This is a genomic window from Vibrio sp. 1288 (assembly GCF_033344475.1).
The window spans coordinates 1-681 of sequence record NZ_JAWPOX010000565.1; the positions used below are offsets into that span (position 1 = coordinate 1).

Annotated in this window: 1 protein-coding gene; it reads right to left on the minus strand. The window is 50.4% G+C overall.

Annotation, left to right across the window (positions count from 1 at the left end; genetic code table 11):
* On the minus strand, positions 1–681 hold a 681-nt coding region (gene malQ, locus R8O11_RS28055; RefSeq protein ID WP_318194978.1), incomplete at both ends, for a 4-alpha-glucanotransferase.

Consider the following 681-nt stretch of genomic DNA (forward strand, 5'->3'; position numbering starts at 1 on the left):
GAATAAGCCTTCCAACTGTTTTTCATCTGGGTACAGACCAATCTCACGACCCATTTTCAAGTCATCACAGTGCCAGAAACCACGTAGGGTTGGCATGTCGTGCGTACACAATGCCGCCATAGACTGCTCTGCGTAATGCTTCGGAGAAATAAAGCCGCCGTCCTCTTTTGAGGTTTCGAAGAAGAAGACTTTGTACGAATGCACGCCTGCATCACGTAGGATATCAACGATTTCATCTGGCACAGTACCTAAGTCTTCACCAATCACAGAGCACTGATGACGGTGCGACTCAAGCGCTAGGATTGCGAGCATGTCTTCCACCGGGTAGTACAAGTACGCGCCTTCTGTCGCTTTTTCGCCTTTTGGAATCCACCATAGACGCAATAGGCCAAGTACGTGGTCGATACGCAATGCACCACAATGCTTCATGTTGGCACGTAGCAACTTGATGTACGCATCGTAGCCTGTCGCTTCCAACACTTGAGGGTTAAGCGGTGGCAGACCCCAGTTTTGACCTAGAGGACCAAGAATATCTGGTGGCGCACCGATGCTTGCATCCAGCACTAGGTTGCCTTCATCCGCCCATGTTTCACTACCAGAATCAGCAACACCAACCGCAAGGTCGCGGTACAAACCCACAGCCATGCCTTTTTCTTCAGCTAGGGCTTGCGCTTCTTTGAT